The organism is Paenibacillus spiritus (genome assembly GCF_008710135.1).
Lineage (GTDB): Bacteria > Bacillota > Bacilli > Paenibacillales > Paenibacillaceae > Paenibacillus_AQ > Paenibacillus_AQ glufosinatiresistens.
The window spans coordinates 589,188-605,746 of the sequence record NZ_VYKK01000004.1 but is presented as its reverse complement, the minus strand read 5'-3'; the positions used below and the strand labels follow the sequence as shown (position 1 = coordinate 605,746).

Genomic DNA, 16,559 nt, shown 5'->3' with positions numbered 1-16,559 from the left:
CTTGGACCGAAGGGTCCTGGGAGAGTAGGACGCCGCCAAGCACAGACAACCACTGCCGATCTACCGGCGGTGGTTTTTTGTTCATCCTATCATTCTGGCGGATTTCAATTTTACACTTGCTTTATATCGGACTATGTGATATTATATTTTTTGTTGTTCAAATGATATGGCCCGTTGGTCAAGGGGTTAAGACACCTCCCTTTCACGGAGGTAACAGGGGTTCGAATCCCCTACGGGTCATTTGCTAACGACGCGGGGTGGAGCAGCCCGGTAGCTCGTCGGGCTCATAACCCGAAGGCCGCAGGTTCAAATCCTGCCCCCGCAATTTATTTCCCCAAAGTGAAGGTATGCTTTGCAGCGTATTCCGATTCCTTTCCGGGGACCTCAAGAAACACCTTAGCCTCTTGGAACCGTGGTGTAGAGGCCTAACATGCCTGCCTGTCACGCAGGAGATCGCGGGTTCGAATCCCGTCGGTTCCGCCATTTAAGTACAACCGGATAGCAGTAAGCGGACGTGGCTCAGCGGTAGAGCATCGCCTTGCCAAGGCGAGGGTCGCGGGTTCGATTCCCGTCGTCCGCTCCATTTGCGCCCTTAGCTCAGCTGGATAGAGCGTTTGACTACGAATCAAAAGGTCGGGAGTTCGAATCTCTCAGGGCGCGCCATTTTAATCATTCAACCAGTGTTCCAGCTCCTATAAGGAGCGGAGCACTTTTTTGTTATCCCGGCAAATCCGATGTACAAGAGGAGGTTCTGCAATGGGTAAGGTAACGGTTGTAGGCAGTGCGGCGATGGATTTGACGGTGCATGTCCATAAGCGTCCGGCAGCCGGTGAGACAGTAATCGGCAGCCGGTTGTATTTGTCGCCCGGAGGCAAAGGGGCGAATCAGGCGGTGGCAGCAGCCAGGCTTGGCGCTGAGACCTTTTTTGTGGGATGCATAGGTAAGGACGGCTACGGCGAAATGATTCGCCGCAATCTCCTCTCGCAGGGTGTCGATGTCTCATGGCTGGAGGATACCGATGCTTGCGGGAGCGGGACTGCGCACATTACGTTATCCGAGGCGGACGGCGACAACAGTATTGTGGTGATCCAAGGAGCGAACGCGCTGGTAAATCCGGATTTGGTGAGACGGGCCGCCGCGCGCCTGAAGGAATCGGATGTAGTACTCATTCAAAATGAGATTCCTGCCGATGCGATTGATTCGGTACTGGACTGCTGCCGCACCTGCGGAGTGAAGACGATCCTCAACCCGGCGCCCGCCGGAGGGCTGGCTCCGGAAACGCTGCTGAAGGCCACGTGGGTCATTCCGAATGAGCATGAACTCCATGCCTGGTTCCCGGAACAGAATTTGGAGGACGTTCTGAAGGCGTATCCCGGGAAAGTGATTGTAACTTTGGGCGAACAGGGCGCTGTCTACTGGGAGAAGGACGCGGTTGTCCGCATCCCATCCTATAAAGTTGAAGCTATAGATACGACTGGAGCGGGAGATACCTTCGTGGGAGCGCTTGGGGCGGCGTTAAGCGAAGGCCAGCCGATCAAGGAAGCTTTGAGGTTCGCGAATGCTGCCGCTGCTCTGTCTGTTCAACAACTGGGAGCACAAGGCGGTATGCCGGTCCGGGAAGAAGTAGAACAGTTGCTGAAAGGGTAGAAGATACGCATATTTTGTCAGCGGCAGGGCACAATTTAGGAAAAAGCAGAATGAAGGGATGTTCATGTTCCACGCTTTTAGCCTGAAAAAACAGCTCTGGCGCCGTTGGAAACGGTGGAAAAGTGCTCCCTGGGTGGGAGCCTGCTGCGCCTGCGCTTCGATTCTTCTCCTTGCCGGGCCCGGAGCCTGGATCCCGGAGCGCATGACGAGTCTGCTGGAGACGCGCCGTCTGCCGGAAGCTTCTCTCATGGAGAACGGCCCCGCTGCCGCTGTCTTCCTGCAGGAAGCTCTGCCTCCTGCGGACGAGTCCGGCGGCCCTGATGCCAAGGTCTATGAAGAAATCAGACAAGTAATCGGAGACGATGCCGCCGCGAAGCGGCGTGTGCACTACCGGACGGTGTACGCAAACGGTGAAGAAATCCGGACAGAGCCCGGGCTGCTTGATTCGAAATTCGTTCTGCTGCTGATGGAGCGGCATTCCGACTGGAGTCCCCGGTTGTCTGAAGACGGAGATGTATGGCTGGAAAAGCGGATCGATGACCTGTCGCCGGGCTGCAAGAACAATGCTTATATCGGCATTGATGCGCTGGGGCGGCTGACTCTGTTCCAAGGGCCGCCGCGCCGGGACAGGGCGCTGCGGACGTTTTACGAAATCGATCAAGGGGCGCTAAAATCTTCGCTGCCGGAAGAAATGTGGAGGCAACTGAGAGAAGGGATTCGCATCCAGGATGCGGATGAATACCGGAGCGTATTGTCGACCTTCAGCGATTACGCCCGGGACGGGTCGGAACAGGCGCTGTATGGGCAGCCCGGCCAGCGGAGAGATTGAAGCGCAGTGACGCAGAAGGCGAAAAGCCGTGTCTATGGCACGGCTTTTTTGCTGTGTCCGGAACGGAAGCGGCGGGCAGAATTCGAAAGTTTATCCACCCGCTCGGGTGGATTTTTGCTATAATGAGTGAAAGGAATACATATGTTCGCTTGTGGGACGTATGCCGACAGAGGAGAGTACATCCATGCGTATTTTGGGAATTGATCCGGGACTGGCCATTGTCGGTTTCGGTTTTGTGGATAAGAACGGCAGCAAGCTGACGCCGGTTCAGTACGGCTGCATTCAGACAGAGGCGCATACGCCGGAGGCGGAGCGCCTGTCGCATGTCTATGACGGCATGATCCAACTGATTGACCGGTACAAGCCGGATGCGGTGGCGATGGAGAAGCTGTATTTCAGCCGCAACGTGACGACGGCTCTTCCGGTGGCGCAGGCCCGGGGTGTGCTGGTGCTGGCTGCGGTGCAGCGGGGGTTGCCGCTGTCCGAGTATACACCGATGCAGGTGAAGCAGGCGATTGTCGGATACGGCAAGGCCGAGAAGAAACAGGTCCAGGAGATGGTGCGCATGTTCCTGAAGCTCAGCCAGATCCCGAAGCCTGACGACGTAGCGGACGCCTTGGCGGTGGCGGTCTGCCACGCGCACTCTTACACGCTGAATTCGAAGATAAATGAGGTATTGGGACGATGATTGATTTTTTGCGGGGAACGGTTGAACATCTGGAATCCGAATACGTAGTGATCGAGGTGCAGGGCGTCGGCTACCGGGTCTTCTGCCCCAATCCTTTTGCGTTCGCCAAGAAGGAAGGTCCGGTGACCGTCTATACACACCATCATGTGCGGGAGGATGCGATTCTGCTGTTCGGCTTCCCGACGCGTGAAGAGCAGCGGCTGTTCCGCAAGCTGATCGAGGTGTCGGGGATCGGTCCGCGGGTGGCACTGGGCATCCTGGGCGGCGGAACGCCGGATCATGTGATCTCGGCGATCTATCAGGAGAATGTGACGTTCCTGACGAAGCTGCCCGGCATCGGCAAGAAGACGGCCCAGCGGATGATTCTCGACCTGAAGGACAAGCTGGACGGTCTAAGCGGTATTACAATGCAGACGGGATTGTTCGCGGCGGAACCGGAAGCCGGCAATGCCGAGCCATGGCAGGAAGCCAAGGACGGCCTGCGGGCTCTGGGCTATACGGAGAGCGAGTTGGACCGCGTATGGCTGACGCTGAAGAAGAGCGGGGAAGACGCGGGTTCGGTCGATGTTCTGATGAAGAAGGCGCTCAAGCTGCTGTATGTAGCGAAGTAAGTTCGCCGGACCGGCGGCGATTTCATAGGAAGTGGAGCGATGAATGATGGAGGACCGGATCATATCCGCGAATTTGATGATGGAAGACCAGGCGGTGGAACTCAGTCTGCGTCCCCGCTATCTGGCTGAATATATCGGACAGAACCAGGTCAAGGAGAACCTGAAGATTTACATTGAAGCGGCCAAGATGCGCAAGGAAGCGCTCGATCATGTGCTGCTGTACGGCCCCCCGGGTCTTGGCAAAACAACGCTGGCGAACATCATCGCCAACGAGCTTGGCGTCAATCTCCGGACCACGTCGGGTCCGGCGATCGAGCGGCCCGGCGATCTCGCTGCGCTGCTGACGAATCTGCAGGAGGGCGATGTGCTCTTCATCGATGAGATTCACCGGCTTCACCGAACGGTGGAAGAAGTGCTGTACCCGGCGATGGAGGATTTTGCGCTCGATATTATGATCGGCAAAGGGCCGAGCGCCCGTTCGGTCCGGCTGGACCTGCCGCCGTTCACACTGGTAGGCGCGACGACACGGGCGGGACTGCTGTCCGCTCCGCTGCGCGACCGCTTTGGCGTGGTCAGCCGTCTGGAATTCTATTCCGTGGATGAGCTCAGCTATATTATTTCCCGGGGCGCCGATATTCTCGGCGTCGAGATGGTCGGAGACGCTGCCGACGAGCTGGCGCTGCGTTCGCGGGGGACTCCCCGTATCGCCAACCGGCTCCTGAAGCGGGTGCGGGACTACGCGCAGGTACGGGGCGACGGCATTATTACGCCGGAAGTGGCGGGCGAAGCGCTAAAGATGCTTCAGGTTGATCCCAGGGGCCTTGACAGCATTGACCACAAGATGCTGTATTCAATGATAACGAGCTTTCGGGGCGGTCCCGTCGGATTGGATACCATAGCTGCGACCATCGGCGAAGAAAGCCAGACCATTGAAGACGTCTACGAGCCTTACCTGCTGCAGATCGGATTTCTTCAGCGTACGCCGAGAGGACGGATCGTCACTCCGGCAGCCTATCAGCATTTGGGACTTCCCATGCCGGAGCAGAACGGCTCTTCCGGCCGTTAATAACGGAATGACCCTAAGGAGGACAAAGGATGGAAGCAGGACGCAGAAAACGCAGCATTAGACGCGCCGGAACACTGCTGCTCGGTCTGGCGGTAACGGCGGGAATCTTAATCCCGTCGGCCGGGACAAGCCTGGCGGCCGGCGCCGACATTCGGGTAGCCTTATATGCCGATCTTGGCAGCAAATATAAATCAACGACGCCCTTCGTGACGCTCCAGTCCGCACAGGGCTGGAATCTGGCCGAAGCGGGAGGCGGAGCGGCGCTTCTCCCGGTGGCCGCCAATGCGAAAGTGCGAATCAGCCTGGATACCTACCGGGTCAAAGTCCTGGAGACGGCGAGTTGGTCCGAAGCTGCGGCTGCGGCGAAGATCCTGCAGGGGACAAGCGATAAGCCGCAGCTGTTCCGCAGCGCCAAGAACGGCGGGACGGTCTATCAGCTCTACACCGGGCCTTATGCCAGCGAAGCGGCCGCCAAGGATGGCGCGTCCCGTGTTGCCGCATCCGGAATCTCGCTTCCGGGCGGACAGACGCCGGCCGTCCGCGGCGGCAAGCATTTGTCGGCCGGCAGCTATCCGACTCTTGCGGAAGCCGATGCGGCCCGCCTGACCCTGGCTGCGTCGGGACTGGATGCCTGGACGGCAGCAGTGCCCGGCGACGGCGCCGCCCGTTATGAGGTATGGGTCGGCGAAGCGGCCAATGAAGCCGACCTTGCGGCAGCCAAAACGCTGCTTCAGCAAGCGTTCGCCCAGCTGCCGCTCGCCAATTCCGGCAGCGGAATTCTGGTGAGAACCGACAGCGGAGGAGACTGGAGCAGCGAAGTGCAGCTTCCACACTACCAGATCTCGGGCAGTGGAGCGGCCTTTGCCGCGGCCGGCAACGAAGCCGGTATCCAGCTGGCCGAGCGTTCCAAACGGACATACCGCGGAGATATAGAGCTAAGCAGTATGAACGGATCGCTGGCGGTCGTTAACGAAGTTCCGCTGGAGCAGTATCTCTATGCCGTTGTAGGTGGAGAGGTGTCGGCAAGCTGGCCGGAAGAAGCGCTCAAGGCACAGGCGGTAGCAGCCCGGAGCTATGCTCTGGCACAGGGCAACCGGTTCGACATCGCCAATGTGGTAGACACGACGCTGAGCCAGGTCTATAACGGAATCGGAGCGGAATCGGCCTCGATCATCAAGGCGGTAGATGCGACAGCCGGCGAAGTGCTGATGAGCGGCGGCAAAGTGGTGGAGACGGTCTTCTCCTCCAATGCCGGCGGCGTTACTGCCGACCCGTCGGAGGTATGGGGCAGCGGCAGCGGTTCGGTATTTGCGAGCGTGGACAGCTCGGGTGACGCTGCGGCTTCGGCCACCGCCAAGAAGTGGTACTATGTACTGCTCCCGAGCGGGGCGTCCGGATACGTGCGGGAAGACAATGTGAAGCTGACCGGCACGAAGACAGCGGGGGGCTTGGCCAAGCTTACGGCAACGGTGAATGATGTCAATGTGCGGCCGCTCCCTGTCGTTCAGAGCGGAGTATCCCCCGTAGGCAAGATGAATGCCGGGGAGACGGCGGTGGTGCTGAACCAGACGCTGGAATCCGGCAGCTACAGCTGGATCAAGGGACCGTATACGTCAGCCGAAATTCTCAAGAGCCTTAGCGGGAAGACGGGCAGCACGCTGCCGTCCTCCATTACGAACCTTCAGGTGACCGGACGCGGGCCTTCCGGTCGGGTCGTTCAGCTCAAGGCCAACGGAACCGTGGTCGAAGTGAAGTACCCCGATTTGTTCCGCTCGGCGCTCGGCGGACTGCCGAGTACACGGTTTGATATTGTGCCGGCGGCCAGTTATACTGTACTAGGCGCCGATGGCAAGACGGTTACGGCCGGAAGCTCCCCAGCCCAAGGCGTATTGTCGGCTTCCGGGCTGACGACGGGCGGTGGCAGCGGAACGGTCATCTTGAACGGCGGGGGCGAGGCCCGTGTCGTCGAGAAATCGCCGGGGTTCTATTTTATCGGCTGGGGTAACGGCCATGGCCTGGGCATGTCCCAATGGGGCGTGAAGGGTATGGCGGATGAAGGTCGGACGTACCGGGATATTTTGCAGCATTATTTTCACAATGTCACGATAGTTAAGGAATGAAGATACAGATGAAAGTGGATTTGTATGATTTTGATTTGCCGGAGTCGCTGATTGCGCAGACCCCGCTCAAGGAGCGCAGCGCCTCCCGTCTGCTGATGCTGGACAAGTCGACCGGCAAGACGGAGCACGGGGTCTTTACGGATATTGTCGATCGGCTTCAGCCCGGCGATACGCTGGTGCTGAACGATACGCGGGTCATTCCGGCCCGCTTGTTCGGCGTGAAGGAAGACACGGGCGCCAAGGCGGAAGTGCTGCTGCTTCAGAATCTGGGCGAGGACCGCTGGGAAGCGCTCGTGAAACCGGGCAAGAAGCTCAAGACGGGCTCGGTTATTGTGTTCGGTGACGAACTGAGCGCGGTAGTCGAGGAGGAAGGCGAAATGGGCGGGCGGACCATCCGATTCCGGTACTCGGGGATTTTCCAGGAGATTCTGGACCGGTTGGGAACGATGCCGCTGCCTCCTTATATCAAAGAGAAATTGGACGACCGTGAACGTTATCAGACGGTCTATGCCCGTCATGAAGGATCGGCGGCGGCGCCGACGGCGGGTCTTCATTTTACGGAAGAGCTGCTGAAACAGATTGAAGCCAAGGGAGTGACCCTTGCTTATATCACGCTTCATGTAGGGCTGGGAACATTCCGGCCGATGTCGGCGGAGACGGTTGAAGAGCATGTCATGCATGCCGAGTATTACAGCCTGTCCCCGGAAACGGCGGAGGTGCTGAACCAAGCGAGAGCCGAGGGCCGACGTATTGTTGCTGTAGGCACTACCTCCTGCCGGACGCTGGAGACGGTAGGCACCCGCTTTGGGAAGAATCCGCTGGAGGCTTGCAGCGGCTGGACCGACATCTTCATCTATCCGGGGTATGAGTTCAAACTGGTCGATGCGCTGATTACTAACTTCCATCTGCCGAAGTCAACGCTGGTCATGCTGGTCAGCGCGCTGGCGGGACGCGAATCCGTTCTGTCCGCCTATCGGGAAGCGGTTGAGATGAAGTACCGGTTCTTCAGTTTCGGCGATGCAATGTTCATTTATTAAGCTTAAGAGCTAGAGGATGGTTGACGAAAATATGGCAGCAATTACTTATGAACACATCAAGACCTGCAAGCAGTCCGGCGCCCGGCTGGGCCGGGTTCACACCCCCCACGGCGTGATCGAGACGCCTTGCTTCATGCCGGTGGGCACACAGGCGACCGTCAAGACCATGAGTCCCGAGGAACTGAAGGCGATGGATGCCCACATCATTCTGAGCAATACCTATCACCTCTTCCTGCGCCCGGGGCATGAGATTGTGCGCGAAGCCGGAGGCTTGCACAAGTTCATGAATTGGGACCGTCCGATTCTGACGGACAGCGGCGGCTTTCAGGTATTCTCGCTCGCTGAAATGCGCAAGATTTCGGAAGAAGGCGTTCATTTCCGTTCCCATTTGAACGGAGACAAGCTGTTCCTCTCTCCGGAAGTGGCCATGGAGATTCAGAACGCGCTGGGCTCCGATATCATGATGGCGTTCGATGAATGTCCGCCGTATCCGGCGGAGTATGAGTACGTGAAGAAATCAACCGAGCGGACGTCCCGCTGGGCCGAGCGCTGTCTGAATGCCCACGGCCGGAAGGAAGACCAGGGGCTGTTCGCAATTGTACAAGGCGGCATGTACGAAGACCTTCGCCGTCAGAGCGCAGCAGATTTGACTTCCATGGATTTCCCGGGGTATGCTATTGGTGGACTGAGTGTAGGGGAATCGAAGGAATTGATGTATGAAGTTCTGGATTATACCGTGCCGCTTCTTCCCGAGAACAAGCCGCGTTATTTGATGGGCGTAGGTTCGCCGGATGCGCTTCTTGAAGGCGCTATCCGCGGGGTAGACATGTTCGATTGCGTGCTCCCGACCCGGATTGCCCGCAACGGTACCACAATGACGAGCCAGGGAAGACTGGTTGTCCGCAATGCTCAATATGCCCGTGATTTCGGGCCGCTTGATCCAGAGTGCGACTGCTATACATGCCGCAACTATTCGCGCGCCTACCTGCGCCATCTGATTAAGGCGGACGAGACGTTCGGACTGCGGCTTACGACCTATCACAACCTTCATTTCCTGTTAAATTTGATGCGCCAGGTGCGCCAGGCGATTATGGAAGACCGGCTTCTTGATTTCCGCGATGAGTTTTTTGCGCAATACGGGTTAAATGATAATCCGAAAGGTTTTTGATATTTTCGTGTTGTCGGTCTATCTGTAGAAAGGGGGGAAAAAGATGTTCCAATATGCGAGTACACCTACGGGGAGCAGCAGTTCGATCTATGGATTGATCCTGCCGTTTGTTCTGATGTTCGTGGTCTTCTATTTCCTGCTGATTCGTCCGCAGCAGAAGAAGACCAAGAACCGCAACGCTATGCTGAAGGCGCTGTCCAAAGGCGATAAGGTGGTGACCATCGGCGGCTTGCACGGCACGATCGTAGAAATTACCGACGATATCGTGATTTTGAAGGTTAATGATGTGACGAAGCTTACCTTTGACCGGGGGTCTATCAGCCACTCGATTACGGAGAGCAACTAACTTCTAATAACGGACAAGTCCCAACCAGCTCAGAATTTATTCTGAGCTGGTTTTTTTGCGTTTTACGGAGAGAACGGAAGCGGGAAGTTCAAACTTTGAATGGTTTTAGGGGGAGTGGAGAGCCACAGGATACTGTGCTTCAACCACTAAATTAAAGAGATTGAAGCAAAGTATGAGGCCTAATTTATTCTTCATAAGAATAGGGTCTGCGGGATTTCAGCGCCTTGCGCTGGACTTGAAAGTCCTTGCTCTGGAGCGTCACCTTGGCGAGCTTCATGGCCAGAGAGGAAGCAGCAACTGCCAGCACGGTACCGCCCAGCATATCCATTAGCCAGTGAATGCCCAGGTAAAAGATCCCGAAGATAATCACCGCAGCGGTCACGGTAGTAATGGCGATCCAGCGGCGGTTGCCTGAACGCCAGGCCAGCAGGGCCATCGTCATGGAGATTGCCGTGTGCAGACTGGGAAAGCAATTATTCAGGCCCGAAAGCGCCCTGTATTCCTGCTCGAAGTTGGGAAATACGTCCAGCATCAGGAAGCGAACCCCGGCCGGAGCGTAAGACCAGGCCTCATTGACCGGGAAGAACAGGAAGAACGGAATGGCGATCGCATAAATGATGATGACCGCATAGCAGGTCGCATAGACCATCAACCTGTTCTTGTCGTTCAGATAGACGCCGATTGCAGCTGCAAGTACGGATTGGAGCATGAAGATATAGAAGAAGACAATTATCGGTGTCAGCCAGGAGGCATAAAAAACATCCTGGAAATAACGGACGAAATGCCCCTCCAAACCGAAGAATATTCGGGTGTAATCCGCCGAAAGGTTCATCTTTGTCTCGAATTGCAGTTCATATTTGTTCAGAACCAGCACGCCGAACATACAGACGAACAAGACTAGGAATTTATAGGAATGAAGCATTTCCCGGCCCATCTGAACCAGTGCCAGAAACGGATTGCGAAGGGTCGCCAGCCAGATCAGCAGGATGACGCAGACTACGGTGAAGATCACTACGGTATTCATGGAATGGTACAGCAAAGGGATCAAAGCCTCCTTGATAGCCAAAACAGCAGATGAGGACAGTGTACCACAATTTCCAGGAGTCGGTTTCGATTTTTCGCAGATTAACTTAAGCTTTCTGAAAATTCACACCGAACATTCCGCCAAGCGCTCCGATTCCGCCGGCTGCGGCAACCAGCAGGGCATCCAGCGGAACCAGCTTGCTGTCCAGCGCAAGGAATCCGATCAACAGAATCAACACGCCATAAATGAGCCCGGTCAGGCTCCCCTGATACCAGCCTTTGCGGTCGGTTCGGTTCCCTGCTCTCCAGCCCCCAAGCATAGCGGCCACGGCATGGACCACATACGTATAGACGGAGAGGTCCTGTTCACTCAATCCGCTGCTCCACAGCAGCAGGGACAGAACCAGAGCGCCAAGCAGCATCCAGGTGAAGGACCGGCAAAGACCGGATAGAACAGGATTTCCAATCTTCCATGAGAAAAGACGGCGCAGCATATACATGGGCTTTCCTCCTTTATCGACTCACCATCGTTCATCTTCATTCTATGGGGCAGCTTGCCCCATTAGTACAACCCCAGAGCGCGGAGAGCGAAAGATTGCCAGGAATTGATACGGAAGCTTCGGAATGCCTGCGGCAGGGCCAGGCCAGAATAAAGGGAGATTCCCATCCACATTTGAATGCGCGAGGCTTGTGAGAAGCCGGCGGAACAAAGGAGAGCGAAGCAACTATGTTTCGGCACCTCGGAGCCCTTGTGTTACTGACCTTGCTGATGTATTCCTTGATTCTCCTGAGCATGCGCATTATGGGGAAGCGCGAGATCGGCAAGCTGTCGGTGTTCGACCTGACCATCTCCATTCTGATTGCGGAAATTGCCATCTTTGTTATCGAGGACCCCAGTCGTCCCTTGTATGAAGGGCTTGTTCCCATGGCAACGCTCGTACTGACCCAGGTCCTGCTCGCCCTCATCAGCCTGAAGAGCCGAAGACTGCGCCTGTTCATGGACGGCCGTCCCAGCATTCTGATCGCCGACGGCAAAATTCAGAAGAAGGAGATGCGCAGACAGCGGTACAACCTGGACGACCTGCTTCTGCAGCTGCGCGGCCAGAACGTTTCCAGTCCTGCAGATGTCGAGTTCGCCATTCTGGAGACAACCGGGCAGCTTACGGTGATTGAGAAGAACGGAAGCTTGTCTTCGTCCAATCAAGCAGGCAACAGCGGCAAGAATGCGGAAGGGGCTTCCAAATCGGGCATGGCTCCGGCCCGCCTCACCCACGAGGTGAAGGGGCGAATCCGGTATGAGGGACTGCCCATCCCGCTGATCATGGACGGCAAAGTAGAGGATGACAATTTGGAATTGATCGGTAAAACCCGGTTCTGGCTAAGACGGCAGATTCGGCAAAAGGGAGCGCAGGATTTCCGCGATGTCTTTCTGTGTTCGATCGACCATAAGGGACATCTGTATGTCGACCACAGCCGCTCCCGTTAAGCTAGCGGCGTCTTGGCCGCGGCAGCCGGCCCAGATCGCGGGGGGAGAGCAGGCCCGATAACAGGGCAATGCCAATATAAAGCGCGCCTCCGGCGACGGCCGGAATCAGAAATCGGACAGCTTCAGGTCCGGGAAGGGCGAAATGCGAAGACATGTACGTCATGCCGGCAGCCATGATGACCATGGCTGCCGCGATGCGCAAGAGATCGCTCAGGCGCAGCTTGAGCGACAGCAGCGAGACGACGCTTGCGCCGTGAAGAAGCGTGACCAGTACGCTGTTGACAATGATGGCGAGAATGGCCCCGGTGATCCCGTACTCCGGACGGGAGGCGAGCAGAAAGATGAGCACAATTTTCACGACCGCGCCGATCAGGGTATTCATCAAGGCGCGGCCGGGCCGGTCCAGAGCCTGCAGCGCGGCTTGCAGAGGAGCCTGGACGTAGAGCAGGACGGCGAATGGCGCCATCAGCCGCAGCATGGGCGCGGTCTCAGCACTGCCGTAGAGCAGCCGGCAGAGCGGCTCGGCCAGCACATACATAATTACCGCGAACGGAGCGCCCGTGACCAAGGCCAGACGAAGGGCCTGATGCATGCGCTTGTGGACGGTTCGGTGGTCTCCCCGGGCGGTAGCCTCCGAGAGGGAAGGGACCAGAGAAACGGCTAGTGAACTGGTCAAGGCGCTCGGAAGCAGCAGCAGGGGAATAACCATGCCCTGGAGCGCTCCGTACTGGGCGGTCGCAACCGAAGTGGCCACTCCTGCCAGAGCCAAGCTTCGGGCTGTAACGATGGATTCCAGCAGGTAGGAGAACGAACCTACGAGTCTTCCCGCGGTTACCGGCACCGAGATGCGAAGAAGGCGGCGAAGCGTCCGGGGAGAGGGATTTTCTCCAGCGGATGCTTTTGGCGTGTCTGCCGGTTCTTTGGGAGTAGCTTCTCCCGGGGCGCTTCTGAAGTACTGAACGAGCAGCACGAGCATCCCGGCAATTTCACCGGCTGTCACGCCGAGCATGGCTCCTGCAGCCGCATATTCGATTCCTTTGGGAAGAAGAGCGAGCGACAGCCATAGCATGAAGACAATGCGGGCAACGGTCTCCAGTACAGACGACAGCGCCGACGGAATCATATTCTGCTTGCCCTGGAAGTAGCCCCGGTAGACCGCCGAAATCGACACAATGGCAATCATGGGCGACATGGCAATGAAGGTGTAGTAGACCCGCCCGTCGGTCAGGATGGACGTGGAGACCCAGGACGCCGCGAGAAAGGATACCAAGGTAAAGAACACGCCCAGCCCGAAGCTGAGACCAAGGGCGGTACGGAGTACGGATTTGGTGCGTTCCGGACGATTGCCGCTCTCCGCTTCGGCTACCATTTTAGCGACGGCCAGGGGCAGCCCTCCGGTAATGACGGTCACGAGAACGAGAAAGAACGGATACCCAAGCTGATACAGTCCTACTCCTTCGGTTCCGATGACCCGGGGCAGAACAATTCTCGGGATGAATCCCAGCATGCGGTTGATCAGGCCAGCGGCAAGCAGGATCATGGTTCCCTGGATAAAACTCTGTTTATGCGATTTCTTCAAAAGGCATCCCTCTTCCGCTGGTAATGAACGGCAGCCCGACAGGTCTTCTGTATGATATGCGCCGAACTCGGGCGGACATGACCGGCATGTACGACAAATTTGCGGGATTCAGGCAGGATACCCCGTGAAGAGGTCGAATGTAATAATGGAATCACGCACAGTTAATGCATCTGGACAAGGGAGGCTAGGGACACATGGAACCGGGACGCGAACACGAGGAGCTCAGCCGAGAGTTGGAGGACATGTGCCGCAGCAAAGCCGAGGAGTTCCGGCTGCTGGGATACGAATATGTGAACGCCCGGGACATTTGGGAATACGTCAGCCGCAACTACGCGAAGGAGGGGATGCCGCCGCTATACCGGGTCGTTAACGATATCTATTCCCTCAAAGCGAATGCGTATATGAACTATTTGACAATATCGGCCTATAAAGGGCTGTAAAACGGCAGCAAGGTCAAATTTTCATTTTGCAAACGGCTTCACCAAGGCGTAAAGTAGAAGGGTGACGCTGTGGACAGCGGCAGCCGGCCGGGAGCCCTGAGGCTTGCTTCCTTCAGGCGAGTGGCCGGTCTTTCTTTGAGCTGTCCGCAGGCGAATCGCCACAAGTGTCAATGTCTGCTTGAATTGACGCTCTTTTGGCACGTGGCTATAATAGGAATATTGAAGTTATGAAAGGGGAACTAGCAAGAGCATGAAACGATTCTTGAGCTTCATCCTTACCGTGCTCGTCCTAACGGCGGTCATGGCAGTCAGCACCCCCGGTCTGCTCGACAAAGTCCGCCTAGGCCTTGACCTGAAGGGCGGATTTGAAATTTTGTACCAGGCTTCGCCGATGGAGAAAGGCCAGGAGATTACACGTGCCTCTCTGATCCGAACGGCCGAGAGCTTGGAGAAACGGGCCAACGTACTGGGAACAAGCGAGCCTGAAGTAACAACCGAAGGCACCGACCGCATCCGGCTGAAGATCGCCGGCGTAACCGATGAGGCGGAGGTTCGCAAGAAGATGAAGGAACCGGCCCAGCTGACGTTCCGCAGCGCTGCGCCAGGCGACCCTGAAGGAACCTTCAGCAAAGTTGAGCTTGTGGGAAGCGACTTTGTAGAGAACGCGGCTACGATCGGCCGTGACAACCTCAATAACATTGAAATCAGCATCAAGGTTAAGGATAAAGATAAATTTGCGGAAGTCACGAAACGTCTGCTCGGTCAGAGACTGGCAATTTATCTCGATGATACACTCTTGTCCGACCCGCCGGTAGTCCGGGCGGTTCTGACCGACGGCAAAGCTTCGATCTCCGGCAACTACAGTCTGAAAGAAGCGCGCGAGCTGGCGGATACCATCAACCTCGGCGCCCTTCCGCTGAAGCTGACGGAGAAATACTCCCAGAGTGTGGGTGCAACGCTCGGCAAGCAGTCGCTGGATGAGACAATCCGGGCCGGTCTGGTCGGTTCCGTCATCATTCTGCTCTTCATGATTATCATGTACCGGATTCCCGGTCTGGTTGCCGGATTTGCGCTGATTGTTCATACCTGGCTTCTGATTCTTGTGTTTGTGTTGGCGGACTTTACTCTAACGCTCCCCGGCATTGCGGCCTTTATATTGGGCATCGGGATGGCGGTTGACGCCAATATCATTACCAATGAGCGCATCCGGGAAGAAATGCGCAACGGCAAGAGCATTATGTCTTCGGTTAAGGCAGGGAATAAAACTTCCTTCCGTACCGTCATGGACTCCAATATCACGACGATTATCGTAGCGGCCGTTATGTTCGCATTCGGTACCGGCGCGGTAAAAGGCTTCGCTCTGATCCTGATTGTCGAAATTCTGCTCAGTATCCTGACGAACCTCTATTTTGCCCATTGGATGCTCGGAGTTTTGGTTAAATCCGGCAAGCTTGCGAAGCCGAAGCAGTTCGGGGTAAAGGAGAGTGAAATCAGTGCGCTTTAAGAAAAAAATGGACTTTGTCCACTTGAGCAAATATTTTTATATCTTTTCTGCGGCTCTTACCGTTCTGGGGATTGTGTTCCTCGCCATCTTCAATCTGAATTACAGCGTTGATTTCAAGGCCGGGTCCAATGTCGACGTATCGCTGTCCAAGAATTTGACCTCGGAGCAAGTCAAATCGGCGCTGCAGCCGCTGAATATCGGCCATGACCCGGAATTGACCACAGGCGAGAAACGCGTCAATATCCGGTATGACTCGGTGCTCTCCAGTGATCAGGATGCCGCCATTCAAACGGCCATCAAGAAACTGGACAGCCAGGCTTCCTTCGAGATCAACACCGTGGATACCGAAATGGCGAAGGAGCTTGCGCGGAACGCAATCTATGCTGTTCTGCTGGCTTGTATCGGGATTATCATCTATGTTAGTATCCGCTTTGAGTGGAGATTTGCAGTGGCCGCCATCGTGGCGCTGCTCCACGATGCTTTTATGGTAGTCGCGATCTTCTCCATCTTCAGGCTGGAAGTGGACTTGACCTTCATTGTGGCCGTGCTGACGATCATCGGTTATTCGATCAACGATACGATTGTTATCTTTGACCGGATCCGGGAGAATCTGCGATTCGGCAAGCAGAAGACGTATGAAGATCTGAAGAATCTGGTCAACCAGAGTGTCCAGCAGACGCTGATGCGTTCCTTGTATACGGCTTTCACCGTATTCATTGCAGCCTTCTTCCTGATGGTGCTCGGCAGTGAATCGATTCGGATGTTCTCGCTGGCAATGGTTATCGGTCTGCTGTTCGGCGCCTATTCTTCCATCTTCATCGCTAGCCCATTGTGGCTGGTCCTGAAGAAAGGGCAGAAACAGAAAGTCAAGAGCAAACCGGCCAAAGCCTAAACATAAGCAGACAAAGCCGCGTCCAGCAACGACGCGGCTTTGAAGCCTCTTGGCATCGGCGGGCAGAAGGCGTCTGGTCCGCCGCCAGGCAGGATTGACAGGAAAGTGGCAAGGAGGGAACCG

At 56.4% G+C, this 16,559-nt stretch carries 16 protein-coding genes and 5 tRNA genes; 18 read left to right on the top strand and 3 right to left on the bottom strand.

From position 1 onward, the window contains the following. Positions 1-168: 168 nt before the first annotated feature. From F4V43_RS04515 to yajC, 14 genes are all read left to right on the top strand, one after another. Positions 169-240 (top strand) — tRNA-Glu (locus F4V43_RS04515). Between the two features lie 11 nt (positions 241-251). Further along, positions 252-325: transfer RNA gene (locus tag F4V43_RS04510), tRNA-Met, on the top strand. Between the two features lie 81 nt (positions 326-406). After that, positions 407-483: transfer RNA gene (locus F4V43_RS04505), tRNA-Asp, on the top strand. Positions 484-508: 25 nt separating this feature from the next. Beyond that, a tRNA-Gly gene (locus F4V43_RS04500) sits at positions 509-583 on the top strand. 3 nt (positions 584-586) lie between these two features. Next, positions 587-663, top strand: a tRNA-Arg gene (locus F4V43_RS04495). A 93-nt stretch (positions 664-756) separates the two neighbouring features. Then, positions 757-1,647: a ribokinase gene (gene rbsK / locus F4V43_RS04490; protein WP_150457028.1), complete on the top strand. Its 891-nt coding sequence runs from the start codon at positions 757-759 to the stop codon at positions 1,645-1,647. Between the two features lie 64 nt (positions 1,648-1,711). Further along, positions 1,712-2,476, top strand: coding sequence for a BofC C-terminal domain-containing protein (locus F4V43_RS04485; protein ID WP_223879769.1), 765 nt, complete (start codon positions 1,712-1,714; stop codon positions 2,474-2,476). A gap of 184 nt (positions 2,477-2,660) precedes the next feature. Beyond that, positions 2,661-3,164 carry a crossover junction endodeoxyribonuclease RuvC gene (gene ruvC / locus F4V43_RS04480; protein WP_150457027.1) on the top strand — a complete coding sequence of 168 codons (504 nt, stop codon included), beginning with the start codon at positions 2,661-2,663 and terminating at the stop codon, positions 3,162-3,164. After that, positions 3,161-3,775: a Holliday junction branch migration protein RuvA gene (gene ruvA, locus F4V43_RS04475; protein WP_150457026.1), complete on the top strand. Its 615-nt coding sequence runs from the start codon at positions 3,161-3,163 to the stop codon at positions 3,773-3,775. Before ruvC ends, ruvA begins: the two co-directional genes overlap by 4 nt. 46 nt (positions 3,776-3,821) lie before the next feature. After that, positions 3,822-4,841 carry a Holliday junction branch migration DNA helicase RuvB gene (ruvB, locus tag F4V43_RS04470; protein ID WP_150457060.1) on the top strand — a complete coding sequence of 340 codons (1,020 nt, stop codon included), beginning with the start codon at positions 3,822-3,824 and terminating at the stop codon, positions 4,839-4,841. A gap of 29 nt (positions 4,842-4,870) precedes the next feature. Further along, positions 4,871-6,961, top strand: coding sequence for a SpoIID/LytB domain-containing protein (locus F4V43_RS04465; RefSeq protein WP_150457025.1), 2,091 nt, complete (start codon positions 4,871-4,873; stop codon positions 6,959-6,961). Positions 6,962-6,969: 8 nt separating this feature from the next. Next, complete coding sequence (queA, locus tag F4V43_RS04460; protein ID WP_150457024.1) at positions 6,970-7,998, top strand: tRNA preQ1(34) S-adenosylmethionine ribosyltransferase-isomerase QueA; 1,029 nt, start codon at positions 6,970-6,972, stop codon at positions 7,996-7,998. Positions 7,999-8,029: 31 nt separating this feature from the next. Then, positions 8,030-9,166: a tRNA guanosine(34) transglycosylase Tgt gene (tgt, locus tag F4V43_RS04455; RefSeq protein WP_150457023.1), complete on the top strand. Its 1,137-nt coding sequence runs from the start codon at positions 8,030-8,032 to the stop codon at positions 9,164-9,166. A 43-nt stretch (positions 9,167-9,209) separates the two neighbouring features. Next, a complete protein-coding gene (gene yajC / locus F4V43_RS04450; RefSeq protein WP_150457022.1) occupies positions 9,210-9,512 on the top strand; it encodes a preprotein translocase subunit YajC in 303 nt (100 codons plus the stop codon). Positions 9,513-9,696: 184 nt separating this feature from the next. On the opposite strand, the gene F4V43_RS04445 is transcribed toward yajC, so the two are convergent. Beyond that, on the bottom strand, positions 9,697-10,551 hold the full coding sequence (locus F4V43_RS04445; protein WP_223879768.1) for a phosphatase PAP2 family protein: 855 nt from the start codon (positions 10,549-10,551) through the stop codon (positions 9,697-9,699). Between the two features lie 91 nt (positions 10,552-10,642). After that, positions 10,643-11,035, bottom strand: a complete 393-nt coding sequence (locus F4V43_RS04440) for a TIGR04086 family membrane protein (RefSeq protein WP_150457021.1) — start codon at positions 11,033-11,035, stop codon at positions 10,643-10,645. A 227-nt stretch (positions 11,036-11,262) separates the two neighbouring features. Here F4V43_RS04440 and F4V43_RS04435 point away from each other — a divergent pair, with 227 nt between their 5' ends. Next, complete coding sequence (locus tag F4V43_RS04435; RefSeq protein ID WP_150457020.1) at positions 11,263-12,021, top strand: DUF421 domain-containing protein; 759 nt, start codon at positions 11,263-11,265, stop codon at positions 12,019-12,021. A gap of 1 nt (position 12,022) precedes the next feature. Here F4V43_RS04435 and spoVB read toward each other — a convergent pair whose 3' ends face one another. Then, entirely contained in the window at positions 12,023-13,561 is a 1,539-nt protein-coding gene (gene spoVB / locus F4V43_RS04430) for a stage V sporulation protein B (protein WP_150457058.1), read from the bottom strand. A gap of 233 nt (positions 13,562-13,794) precedes the next feature. Here spoVB and F4V43_RS04425 point away from each other — a divergent pair, with 233 nt between their 5' ends. The 3 genes from F4V43_RS04425 to secF all read left to right on the top strand — a co-directional run bounded on the left by F4V43_RS04425 (position 13,795) and on the right by secF (position 16,436). After that, on the top strand, positions 13,795-14,040 hold the full coding sequence (locus tag F4V43_RS04425) for a post-transcriptional regulator (RefSeq protein WP_150457019.1): 246 nt from the start codon (positions 13,795-13,797) through the stop codon (positions 14,038-14,040). 250 nt (positions 14,041-14,290) lie between these two features. Further along, entirely contained in the window at positions 14,291-15,544 is a 1,254-nt protein-coding gene (gene secD / locus F4V43_RS04420) for a protein translocase subunit SecD (protein WP_150457018.1), read from the top strand. Beyond that, positions 15,534-16,436, top strand: a complete 903-nt coding sequence (secF, locus tag F4V43_RS04415) for a protein translocase subunit SecF (RefSeq protein ID WP_150457017.1) — start codon at positions 15,534-15,536, stop codon at positions 16,434-16,436. The genes secD and secF overlap by 11 nt, the downstream gene beginning before the upstream one ends. The last annotated feature ends 123 nt before the right edge of the window (positions 16,437-16,559 follow it).

Bases quoted from the DNA above. Each gene is read 5' to 3' on its own strand.
- rbsK (WP_150457028.1), top strand. From the start codon at position 757: ATGGGTAAGGTAACGGTTGTAGGCAGTGCGGCGATGGATTTGACGGTG.
- F4V43_RS04485 (WP_223879769.1), top strand. From the start codon at position 1,712: ATGTTCCACGCTTTTAGCCTGAAAAAACAGCTCTGGCGCCGTTGGAAA.
- ruvC (WP_150457027.1), top strand. From the start codon at position 2,661: ATGCGTATTTTGGGAATTGATCCGGGACTGGCCATTGTCGGTTTCGGT.
- ruvA (WP_150457026.1), top strand. From the start codon at position 3,161: ATGATTGATTTTTTGCGGGGAACGGTTGAACATCTGGAATCCGAATAC.
- ruvB (WP_150457060.1), top strand. From the start codon at position 3,822: ATGGAGGACCGGATCATATCCGCGAATTTGATGATGGAAGACCAGGCG.
- F4V43_RS04465 (WP_150457025.1), top strand. From the start codon at position 4,871: ATGGAAGCAGGACGCAGAAAACGCAGCATTAGACGCGCCGGAACACTG.
- queA (WP_150457024.1), top strand. From the start codon at position 6,970: ATGAAAGTGGATTTGTATGATTTTGATTTGCCGGAGTCGCTGATTGCG.
- tgt (WP_150457023.1), top strand. From the start codon at position 8,030: ATGGCAGCAATTACTTATGAACACATCAAGACCTGCAAGCAGTCCGGC.
- yajC (WP_150457022.1), top strand. From the start codon at position 9,210: ATGTTCCAATATGCGAGTACACCTACGGGGAGCAGCAGTTCGATCTAT.
- F4V43_RS04440 (WP_150457021.1), bottom strand. From the start codon at position 11,035: ATGTATATGCTGCGCCGTCTTTTCTCATGGAAGATTGGAAATCCTGTT.
- F4V43_RS04435 (WP_150457020.1), top strand. From the start codon at position 11,263: ATGTTTCGGCACCTCGGAGCCCTTGTGTTACTGACCTTGCTGATGTAT.
- spoVB (WP_150457058.1), bottom strand. From the start codon at position 13,561: ATGATCCTGCTTGCCGCTGGCCTGATCAACCGCATGCTGGGATTCATC.
- F4V43_RS04425 (WP_150457019.1), top strand. From the start codon at position 13,795: ATGGAACCGGGACGCGAACACGAGGAGCTCAGCCGAGAGTTGGAGGAC.
- secD (WP_150457018.1), top strand. From the start codon at position 14,291: ATGAAACGATTCTTGAGCTTCATCCTTACCGTGCTCGTCCTAACGGCG.